This is a genomic window from Anabaena sp. CA = ATCC 33047 (assembly GCF_963870205.1).
In the GTDB taxonomy this organism is placed as follows: Bacteria; Cyanobacteriota; Cyanobacteriia; order Cyanobacteriales; family Nostocaceae; genus Trichormus.
In genome coordinates, this window is the sequence record NZ_CAWMSA010000057.1 from 241,011 (window position 1) to 250,977 (window position 9,967).

Annotated in this window: 10 protein-coding genes; 4 read left to right on the forward strand and 6 right to left on the reverse strand. The window is 40.8% G+C overall.

Annotated features, from left to right (window positions below; translation table 11 throughout):
• Positions 1 to 355 precede the first annotated feature (355 nt).
• A complete protein-coding gene (locus AACS98_RS19070; protein WP_066382751.1) occupies positions 356 to 1,903 on the forward strand; it encodes an FAD-dependent oxidoreductase in 1,548 nt (515 codons plus the stop codon).
• An 89-nt stretch (positions 1,904 to 1,992) separates the two neighbouring features.
• On the opposite strand, the gene AACS98_RS19075 is transcribed toward AACS98_RS19070, so the two are convergent.
• Positions 1,993 to 2,343: a Rieske (2Fe-2S) protein gene (locus tag AACS98_RS19075; RefSeq protein ID WP_066382753.1), complete on the reverse strand. Its 351-nt coding sequence runs from the start codon at positions 2,341 to 2,343 to the stop codon at positions 1,993 to 1,995.
• A gap of 418 nt (positions 2,344 to 2,761) precedes the next feature.
• Here AACS98_RS19075 and AACS98_RS19080 point away from each other — a divergent pair, with 418 nt between their 5' ends.
• Positions 2,762 to 5,353 (forward strand): GAF domain-containing protein, encoded by a 2,592-nt coding sequence (locus tag AACS98_RS19080; protein ID WP_066382755.1) that lies wholly within the window; start codon positions 2,762 to 2,764, stop codon positions 5,351 to 5,353.
• Positions 5,354 to 5,379: 26 nt separating this feature from the next.
• Here the strand turns inward: AACS98_RS19080 and AACS98_RS19085 are convergent, their stop codons facing one another.
• Positions 5,380 to 5,958 carry a DUF2808 domain-containing protein gene (locus tag AACS98_RS19085; protein WP_066382757.1) on the reverse strand — a complete coding sequence of 193 codons (579 nt, stop codon included), beginning with the start codon at positions 5,956 to 5,958 and terminating at the stop codon, positions 5,380 to 5,382.
• Positions 5,959 to 6,169: 211 nt separating this feature from the next.
• On the opposite strand from AACS98_RS19085, the gene AACS98_RS19090 reads away from it, so the two are divergent.
• Positions 6,170 to 6,676, forward strand: coding sequence for a hypothetical protein (locus AACS98_RS19090; RefSeq protein ID WP_066382759.1), 507 nt, complete (start codon positions 6,170 to 6,172; stop codon positions 6,674 to 6,676).
• Between the two features lie 632 nt (positions 6,677 to 7,308).
• Here the strand turns inward: AACS98_RS19090 and AACS98_RS19095 are convergent.
• The 3 genes from AACS98_RS19095 to AACS98_RS19105 form a co-directional block, all read right to left on the reverse strand.
• Positions 7,309 to 7,611 (reverse strand): TMEM165/GDT1 family protein, encoded by a 303-nt coding sequence (locus AACS98_RS19095; protein ID WP_066382760.1) that lies wholly within the window; start codon positions 7,609 to 7,611, stop codon positions 7,309 to 7,311.
• A gap of 36 nt (positions 7,612 to 7,647) precedes the next feature.
• Positions 7,648 to 8,067: a TMEM165/GDT1 family protein gene (locus tag AACS98_RS19100; protein ID WP_066382762.1), complete on the reverse strand. Its 420-nt coding sequence runs from the start codon at positions 8,065 to 8,067 to the stop codon at positions 7,648 to 7,650.
• Positions 8,068 to 8,226: 159 nt separating this feature from the next.
• Positions 8,227 to 8,577 (reverse strand): YkgJ family cysteine cluster protein, encoded by a 351-nt coding sequence (locus AACS98_RS19105; protein WP_066382764.1) that lies wholly within the window; start codon positions 8,575 to 8,577, stop codon positions 8,227 to 8,229.
• A 126-nt stretch (positions 8,578 to 8,703) separates the two neighbouring features.
• On the opposite strand from AACS98_RS19105, the gene psb30 reads away from it, so the two are divergent.
• Complete coding sequence (gene psb30 / locus AACS98_RS19110; RefSeq protein WP_066382765.1) at positions 8,704 to 8,826, forward strand: photosystem II reaction center protein Ycf12/Psb30; 123 nt, start codon at positions 8,704 to 8,706, stop codon at positions 8,824 to 8,826.
• A gap of 47 nt (positions 8,827 to 8,873) precedes the next feature.
• Here the strand turns inward: psb30 and AACS98_RS19115 are convergent.
• Positions 8,874 to 9,967, reverse strand: a 1,094-nt coding sequence (locus AACS98_RS19115; protein WP_232317178.1) for a single-stranded-DNA-specific exonuclease RecJ, incomplete at its 5' end; no start/stop codon positions are given.

Genomic DNA, 9,967 nt, shown 5'->3' on the forward strand with positions numbered 1-9,967 from the left:
CAACATGATTAATCATATATTGGAATTTTCTATCAATCAATATAAAAAATCAATAATATTCCTGTAGATATATTTTTCAAAATTTCTGCCAAAGTTGCGCCAAGAAAACATGATTAAACTGTATTAATGCGGGAATAAACTCTTAATATTTAGTTGGTAAATAACACTTAATCATCTATGTATTGGATAAAAAAGCAGAATAAATGTAATTTTAAAAACAAGATTATATTTGCTAATTAACCTTGGTTAATTCTAGATGATGTACAAAATAAAATAGAGTTAAAATTAATGCACTGATGAATATACCCTGAAAAAGTTAAAATTAGTCATAGTAACTCTGCTGGGGTGAATGTGTATGTCCCTAACTGAAGAAATTCTTTCCCAATTACCAGGGGATGTTTTAGGTGGGTTGCGTCGTGCTGACAGCATCCTCAAGTCTATCAGAGAAAATACAGCACCTATACCCACAGTCGTGAAACAAAGTCAACAGGCTTTGGGTGTTGTAGATTGGGATGTAATTATCTGTGGTGGTACTCTGGGAATTTTAATTGGTTGCGCTTTAGCGGTGCGGGGATTGCGAGTAGCGTTGTTAGAACGGGGTATTTTGCGGGGGAGGGAACAGGAGTGGAATATTTCCCGGCAAGAGTTAGAAGTATTTGTGGAATTAAATCTGCTGACTGAGGCAGAATTGACGCGAGCGATCGCTACAGAATACAATCCCGCTAGGGTGAAATTTCAAGACGGTGCAGCAGTTTGGGTAAACGATGTCTTGAATATTGGTGTAGATCCAGTTTATCTCTTAGCTACACTCAAAACTAAATTTCTAGCGGCTGGTGGTGAACTCTTAGAAAACATACCCTTTCAACAAGCCGTAGTCCACCCAGACGGGGTGATAGTTAATAATCAATACAAAGGTAAATTATTACTCGACGCAATGGGAAATCTTTCACCCATTACTCAACAAGCAAGGCAAGGAAAAAAACCAGATGCTTTATGCTTAGTTGTGGGTAGTTGCACTCAAGGATTTGCAGAAAACAATTCTGGCGATATACTTTTATCTTTTACATCTTTGCAGCATCAATGTCAATATTTTTGGGAAGCTTTCCCGGCGAGGGATGGCAGAACTACATACTTATTTACCTACATGGATGCTCATCCCCAACGCTTGAGCTTAGAAGATTTGTTTACAGAATATCTGCGTCTATTGCCAGAATATCAAGGTGTAGAATTACAACAGCTAAAATTTCAACGCGCCTTGTTTGGTTTCTTTCCTAGCTATCGCCAAAGTCCCCTGCAAACCCCTTGGCATCGCATTTTACCAGTTGGTGATAGTAGTGGGAATCAGTCCCCTCTGAGTTTTGGCGGTTTTGGTGCAATGGTACGCCATCTGAAGCGGTTAACTATTGGTATTTCAGAAGCACTACAAACCGAGCAACTATCTGCAAAAGCATTGGCATTATTGCAACCGTACCAACCGAGTTTGAGTGTAACTTGGTTATTTCAAAAGGCGATGAGTGTGGGTGTGAATCAAACAATTCCACCACAGCAAATTAATCAATTATTGTCGGCAGTTTTTCAAGAAATGCAGCAGCTAGGGACACCAGTATTAAAACCGTTTTTACAAGATATCGTCCAGTTTTCCGCCCTGACACAAACTCTCGTCAAAACAGGTTTAAATCATCCGGTTTTAGTGGCGCAGACTATACCACAGGTGGGTTTAATTAATTTATTAGATTGGCTGGTACATTATAGCAATTTAGGATTTTACTCTGCTTTGTCTAGTATGACTCCCATCTTAGAACCTGGGATCAAGAATTTATCCAGTACACAACAATATTATTGGCATCGCTGGGTTGATGCTTGGCGGTTTGGTTCTGGTGCTGACTATGATCATATCTGTTGAAGCAGAGAATAGGTGTATCCCACCCCTGCCAGCAATCATAGGGGAAAAGATGGCAGGATGGGATAATGTGGTGGGAAATTGGAACTACTTTACACCCTCACCCAGATTTTACCCTCTTCTACACGGGTAGCAAAAACGGGTAGTGTTTTTTCTGGGGAAATCATCCCCATTAATTTCCCAATACCGGGAGGAAAGGGAGTCCATTCGGTAGGTTCACCAGAGGATAAGTCAAACGCGCTACGGTGGAAGGGACAAACTATAGCACCATCATCAGTAATTTTACCTTTTTGCATGGGTAATTTCATGTGTGGGCAGGAATTTTCAACCGCAAAAACTTGGTTATTGTGGTTAATGAGTAGGATTTTGCGTTGTTCGACTTTGACAACTTTACGCTCATTAGGTGGGAGTTCATCTTGAGAAAGAACTTGAATCCAGTTCATTAATACCTCTGTTGTTAATTACAAGGATGAAGTCTATTATCTAAATGATTTCATAAACTGATGGTTTTATCGGTTTCTGCCACCAAGGGAAATTAGCTAAGAGAGTTGTTAGTTTACAGGAATTCTAGGGAATGATATACGTAATATTTCCACAAGCCGATGCAGTTAACTCCGTGATAGCTCAAGGGAATAGTATACAAATAAAGCGATCGCTTCTCTTCACTCACGGCTGTTTGATTAGCTGTGAGTGATTTGGTGTTGAGTAAACAATTTGAGAGACGAGCTTAAACAATGATTAGAAGAGGATGACGTTAACCTCACAACAGATTAAACTGTGGGTAATGTCTTGGGCTTTTTGCCTCCAGCAACACAAAAGATAAATTTCTAAAATCTTATTCCGCTATATCAACAATTCACTATGTCAGCGCAACAGCGTAGTTTTGGGGAGAAGTCTGATTTGATTATCGGTGTTCACAACCACGAAAATCAAGATTTGCCAGTACATTCTTCTTCAGTGGAAGCTTTAGTTCACAGGCAAGGTACGATTTCTACCTTTCTGGCTCCCCTGACTCAAGAGAGTTTTAAACAAGTTGTGACAGGAGTTGAGCAGAAACTACAGATTGTGCATCAAACCCTAGCCATGCTGGATTCTCAGGGGTTTGAGAAAATCTTGCAAGAAATGTTGCACTCAATTACCTTAAAAACTGGGGAATTGTTGGGCGCAGATCGGACAACGATATTCTTATTAGATGAAGAAAAGCAGGAACTATGGTCAATAGTAGCAGAAGGAGAGGGCGATCGCTCTCTGGAAATTCGCATTCCCGCCGATAAGGGAATCGCTGGGGAAGTCGCTACTTTCAAGCAAGTCATCAATATTCCGTTTGATTTTTATAGTGATCCCCGTTCTAAATTTGCTCAAGAAAAAGAAAAAACTACCGGCTATCGTACCTACACGATGCTGGCTTTACCGCTACTCAATCAACAAGGGCAATTAGTAGCAGTAGTACAATTACTGAATAAATTAAAATCTGTATACAATCCTGATGCGCCTTTAGCAGAACGTATTGATACTATCGGCTTTACTCATGCTGATGAAGAATTATTTCAGGAATTTGCGCCTTCGATTCGTCTGATTTTAGAATCTTCCCGCTCTTTTTACATAGCAACTCAAAAACAAAGAGCCGCAGCTGCGATGATGAAGGCGATTAAGTCTTTAAGTCAAAGCAGCTTGGACTTGGAAGATACCCTGAAACGGGTGATGGATGAAGCTAAGGAACTGATGAACGCTGACCGTAGTACCCTGTGGTTAATAGACAGCGATCGCCAGGAACTTTGGACTAAAATTACTCAAGATGATGGTTCGACTAAGGAGTTACGAGTTCCCATTGGTAAGGGGTTTGCGGGAAAAGTCGCCGCATCTGGTCAAAAACTGAATATTCCCTTTGATTTGTACAACCATCCTGACTCGGAAACCGCTAGACAACTTGACCAGCAAAATGGCTACCGTACCTGTAGTTTATTGTGTATGCCAGTCTTTAACGCTGATCAAGAGTTAATCGGTGTCACCCAATTGGTAAATAAAAAGAAATCCGGGGATATTTGTCCTTATAATCCAGTTGACTGGCCGGAAGCTCCTGAATGCTTTCAAGCGAGTTTTGACCGCAATGATGAAGAATTCATGGAAGCTTTTAATATTCAAGCGGGAGTAGCATTACAAAATGCTAAGTTGTTTGCCACAGTCAAGCAACAAGAGCAATTGCAAAGGGATATTTTACGCAGTCTTTCTAATGGTGTGATTTCCACAGACCAGACGGGGACAATTATTGCAGCCAATGAAAGTGCTAAACGTTTGTTGGGGATGGCAGATGAAGACCGTTTGGAAGGTAAACTCATTAATGAAGCGATCGCCATCAAAGAAGGTAACTTTAGTCAGTGGTGTGCAGAAGCTTTACAGGGACAAGACCCCAAACACCGTCAGCAATATTACCCAGACCGTACCCTTTTAGGTGCTGACCCAGAAAAGGAACAGCATAGTATTAATTTATCAATCAATTCCATTGCTGATGCTAGTGACGTGCAGCGAGTGCGTGGTGCGCTGGTGGTGATGGAAGATATCAGCGACGAAAAACGGCTCAAAAGTACCATGTACCGCTACATGACTCAAGAGTTAGCGGAAGAATTGCTGAAATTGGATGATGCTAAACTGGGAGGCGATCGCAAGGAAGTATCGATTTTATTTTCCGATATTCGTGGCTACACCACTTTGACAGAAAATCTGGAAGCGGAAGAAGTGGTCAGTATGCTCAACGACTATTTTGAGTCAATGGTAGATGCAGTTTTCAAACACAAAGGAACTCTGGATAAATACATCGGTGATGCAATTATGGCGGTGTTTGGTTCGCCTCTCCCCCTAGCAGACCACGCTTGGATGGCAGTACAAACAGCCGTAGAAATGCGCCATCGCTTACGGGAATTTAACAACCGTCGTCAAGCTGCTCATAAACAAAAAATCAATATTGGTATCGGCATTAATTCTGATACCGTGATTAGTGGGAATATCGGCTCTAGTAAACGCATGGAATTTACTGCTATTGGTGATGGTGTAAATCTCGGCTCTCGACTCGAAAGCATCAGTAAGCAGTACGGTTGCGACATTATTATTAGTGATAACACTTACAAACTTTGTCAAAACAATGTTTGGGCGCGAGAACTAGACTACATTCGCGTCAAAGGTAGGAGTGAGCCAGTATCTATCTACGAATTAGTGGGTTTACGTTCCGACTCTATTAATAGTGACAAAATGGAAGTAATTGAGCATTATCACAAAGGTCGTCAGTATTATCTGCAAAAACAGTTTAGTAGAGCTAGGGCAGAATTTGCCCAAGTTCTCGCCGTGGATAAGGATGATAAAGCTGCTATTCTCCACCTGCTGCGTTGTCAGCATTGGTTACAGTCACCCCCAACTCCTTCTGAATGGGATGAGGGTGTTTGGACTTTTCAGGAAAAATAACTACTGGGGTGAGACTAATTCGGCAATTACCAGCCATATAGAAACGGAAAATAATTACTTCTATTTTGATAAAAATGCAATCTGCCAAAACCCAAAAATTGATTGTGGGTTTTCTCTCCCAAAGGAACAGCTGTCACGCCAAATAAGTACACACCCGCAACGGCTGGGTTGCGCCAGGGTTTTAAACCTATGGTGATGGTTTTTCCTGGCGATATTGGTGGTTCAAAGTTGATGGAAATAGTTCTGGTGTTCCTGTCGCTGGTGACATCTTTTAATTTAATTTTCTCTCCTTTGTTTGCCCGTGTCCCAACAAAGGCAAAGCTATTTTTCAGGTCAAAATGAATATGGTCTACTCCCTCACGCTGGTTAATTGTAATCTTTTGTAATGGTTCGCCAGCGTTTTCTGGAACGCTGATTGTAAAATAATATTTTGCACCCCAAGCATAGACTTCATTATAAGTGGTGGTAGCTGCGACTAAACGTGGCGGTTGAGCAAAATAAACTGTGCCATCTTGTAATTGAATGGCTTGACTTGGCTGAGGGATGTATCCAGTGATGATTGCTGTGGTGGCGATCGCTCTACCCAAGACAACAGCAAGGCGCATAGCTTGACTTATATAAATCTACTAGACAACAATTACACTTTTGACTATTAGTTAAAGATTTTCCAATAAATTTAATATTTGTTATTAATACATAGCAAAAATCACGATGCTTACATAAAGCTACCTATACTTTGTTAAAGATAATTGATATCTGTTGTCAAGTTTACTATTAAAGATACAAACTAAAGATATAACACAGGCAATTATTCTTATGGATACTATTTCTAAACTGGAATACAAGCGGCCAAGTTGGCAAGCTGCGGTCTTATTTGCGCTGGCTTTTTGGCTGAGTGCTAGTCTATTGTTAGATTGGGTAGTTATGCCTAGTCTTTACCTATCTGGGATGATGAAACAAGCGGATTTCGCTACCGCAGGTTATGTAATTTTTTGGGTGTTTAATCGCCTAGAGTTGTTATTTGCGGCTATAGTATTGACTGGTGTACTGGTGTGGAACAAAACTCATGAGCAGTGGAACATTAGCTGTGTTGTTTTGGGTGTGACACTGTTAGCGATCGCTTTTTTTGACACCTATTTATTAACACCGCAAATGTGTGCGGCGGGAATTCATCTCAATTTATTTGACACAGTATCGACAATTCCCCCACAAATGAATCTACTGCACGGTGGTTATTTCTTCCTAGAGGTAATTAAGTTATTAGCTGGTGGTACTTTGTTTATGCGTTGCTGGAAGCAAGAAGTTGAAGCCAGTCATTATTAAGTAGGACAGGTAAAAACCCCAAAAAGCTTGGCTAGGTTTCCTCGAAAGTGATTTTTTAAGTTAGCGGGGTGGATATTCATCCCGCTTTATCATTTATATTCGTTTTATCTGCGGTTACTTCTACTGAGCTAACGAAATCTAAAGCAGAAAGAATCTTCATTAGCATTTCTGCTTTTTCCTTATCAGCGACTCTAATTATTAATTGTTCCATATTGGCAAGGTTGTAAAACAACATTACCCAAATTGTATAACTATTTTTATTTTCCTGATGGCAAGCTACTCAAATTACTTTGATTCTCATTTCTGGGTTGCTTGTACTGAATTTTTGCGAAAATCAAATAAAAATCCTATAGAGCAACACTGTTTAGATAAGGGACATCCAGATCAAAAAATATCCAAAATGTAGGGTGCGTCAGTACGAGAACCCCTAGTAGGGGCGGGTTTATAAATATCTTGGATTGCTCAACTAAGGTATTTGTGTACCTGCCCCTACTACACCAAGAAAATATTCATACTGACGCACCCTACCAATAGTCGATTTAGATAATTTATTTTTTGGTGTTCCCTAAGCACAAATAAATAACCCCGGTTTCTTGGAGAAACCAGGGTTTTGTTTTGTTTATCTTGTAGATTTAAGCTGTTGGTTCGGACTCGGAGGATTCTTCATTGTTAAAGAACAACAGACGTACAGCCAGGATAGCAAAACCAACAGCTGCGATCGCCTTTAATATCCGGGTGGGTAATACCTCTGCAACTGCACCCCCAGCTAATGCACCGAGAAAACTAGCTAACAGTAATGCAGCAGCACTACCAAAGAAGACTGCACGCACTGACTGACCACGACCAGAAAGTGCGATCGCCGCTAACTGGCTTTTGTCGCCTAATTCTGAAATGAAAACTGTAATAAAACTCAGTCCTAAAAGATGCCAATCCATAATAAAAATTCAAAATTCCAAATTGTGAAAACTTACCTAACCCTGGAATACATCCCAGAACAACATGACGGCAATGAATAGCAACATTACCCCTGCTGATTTGTCTAGGGTTTTGGGACTGAGTTGTTTAGAAATCCAACTACCTAAAAGTACACCTAATAAGCTGGTAGTAATTAGAGCAGCCGCCGAACCTAAAAATACTATCCACGGTGAATGAGATTCTGCACTCATTAACAACGTGGATAACTGGGTCTTATCACCTATTTCTGCGAGAAAAATAGTTATAAAAGTAGTACCGAAAACCACAAATGGTGAGTCCTGCTTTTGATGACTTTCAGCACTAGCTACAGGCTCAAGAATCGTAGTTGCAAGAGATTCATTGCTGGCTGTTAGTTCTGGCTGGGTGTCAGAAGTAGATATGCGAGAAACGGTAACAGGTGCAGAGTCAAGTTTCACAGGCAGTAGTTTTTTTACTAGATTATTTTCATATTCTTCTCATTTTCTCAGATGGTTGTCATAAATTGCAACTATTTTCCGTGAAACATGGGGATAATCAAATTAGTTGCCATCAATGCGTGTTAGTGACTTTCAGATTAAAATCAACTTCACATAACTTTAAATTCCCACAGCTTTGTCAAAACGCAGCATTTCTAAACTTCTATCGCCATACACTGCTTCTATCTGCTGACGACAGCAGTCAATAGCAAAATCATTCAGTTCTTCTGGTTCAATTCCATACATATCCTGAAATGTCTCTGTTTCCACCCGACAAAACCGGGGACGCTGGGCATAAATGCGGCATTCTCTTGTAATATGGTCGAAATTAATGCACCAGCCATCTTCCCCTACCATACTCAGGTACATTTCTAATTCTTCAGGGGTGAGATAATCTGCTAATTCTGGTCTGTCTGTCGGATCAAGATGACAGCACGCTCCACATTGCTTGACACATTGCCAGTTTGCCATTTTATGTTTTTTCCTATACTTTTGTTAAGTAAATTAAATGTCACTGGCGATCGCCAGATATGATTAAATGCGGATATTGCAACTGAGTAATTAAATTTTTAAGACCATTGGGAGGAATCAAAAACAATGTTTGACGCTATTGCTAACATCAATTGGGAAGTTGTTTTCCAGCTAACCTCTGTTGCATTAATCGTCATTGCTGGCCCGGCTGTAATTTTTGTCCTGGCATTCCGCAACGGCAACCTATAATTAAAATTGCTGAGTTCTGGGTCATGAGTGATTAGGCAATTTCAAACTCAAGACTCAGGACTTACAGATGATAAAGCTGTGAGCGCAGCTTGAATAATACAGTCATACTGGGGTAAAGATAGGTCAATCTCCTTTGCGTCTTGACGGTTAGTACCAAGTAAACCGATTTTACTCCCTGGTTGCATCACTAAGACTTTACCTTCAGAGTTTTTAATTCTCAGTTCGGGATGAGAACCATGTTGATAGATACCGCAAGTATAATGATGTTGATTATACTCGAAACTGGTTCTTAATTTCGTACTTGGTTGATAAAATAGCTGTAAATACGGGGTATTTCTTGATGGGGATGATTGTATAGAATTATCCTTGGGTAATCTCACCCCGACTAACTCCATTTCTAGGGTAGTGTTACCGTTAAAGTGATTTTCTCGGAGTTTGTAGGCGATATCTAATCGCGAGGGTAGGGGATAATAGTCACGCCAACGCCAAGCGATCGCTTTAATTTTATACTCTTGCCCCTGAATATTTTGGCTGAGGGTGAGTTTAATGTGACCTTTACCCACAATTCGCTGCTCGACAACTTTCACGTTCGGTGTCCAAAATACTGGATCGGGGTTATCAATACCGCAGGGATGCAGACTATCTAACTGTTGGTACAGTTCTCGATGCAGTTGATGAAAATTAGCCTCAGCGTCAATTTGCAGTAACGGCTTGAGGTGTTGCGGTTCGAGACATTGGTTAGCGAACTCAGATAAACGCGATCGCAACCTCTGTAAATTGGCTGCTGGTAAGGAAAATCCCCCCGCCGCTTTGTGTCCGCCAAATTTACCCAGCAAGTCGTGACAATATTCTAACGCCTCAAATACGTGAAATTCAGGAATTCCTCTGGCTGAACCACGGATTTGGGTGTCGTTTTCGTAAGTCCCGATGAATACGGGTACGCCGTAACGTTCTACTAAGCGGGAGGCAACAATCCCGATTACACCATGATGCCAATTCGGTTGGATAATGACTAATACTCGGTCTTCTGATAAAGAATTAATAAATTGCGTCTCTACAAGGGTAACGGCTTCTTGTTCGATTTGTTCGCACATTTGCTGGCGATGAATGTTAGCCTGTTCACACTCGATAGCTCGCGCCA

Coding starts and splice junctions, on each gene's coding strand:
- AACS98_RS19090 (WP_066382759.1), top strand. CDS start 6,170: ATGGATACTATTTCTAAACTGGAATACAAGCGGCCAAGTTGGCAAGCT.
- AACS98_RS19085 (WP_066382757.1), bottom strand. CDS start 5,958: ATGCGCCTTGCTGTTGTCTTGGGTAGAGCGATCGCCACCACAGCAATC.
- AACS98_RS19075 (WP_066382753.1), bottom strand. CDS start 2,343: ATGAACTGGATTCAAGTTCTTTCTCAAGATGAACTCCCACCTAATGAG.
- AACS98_RS19095 (WP_066382760.1), bottom strand. CDS start 7,611: ATGGATTGGCATCTTTTAGGACTGAGTTTTATTACAGTTTTCATTTCA.
- AACS98_RS19080 (WP_066382755.1), top strand. CDS start 2,762: ATGTCAGCGCAACAGCGTAGTTTTGGGGAGAAGTCTGATTTGATTATC.
- AACS98_RS19070 (WP_066382751.1), top strand. CDS start 356: ATGTCCCTAACTGAAGAAATTCTTTCCCAATTACCAGGGGATGTTTTA.
- psb30 (WP_066382765.1), top strand. CDS start 8,704: ATGTTTGACGCTATTGCTAACATCAATTGGGAAGTTGTTTTCCAGCTA.
- AACS98_RS19105 (WP_066382764.1), bottom strand. CDS start 8,577: ATGGCAAACTGGCAATGTGTCAAGCAATGTGGAGCGTGCTGTCATCTT.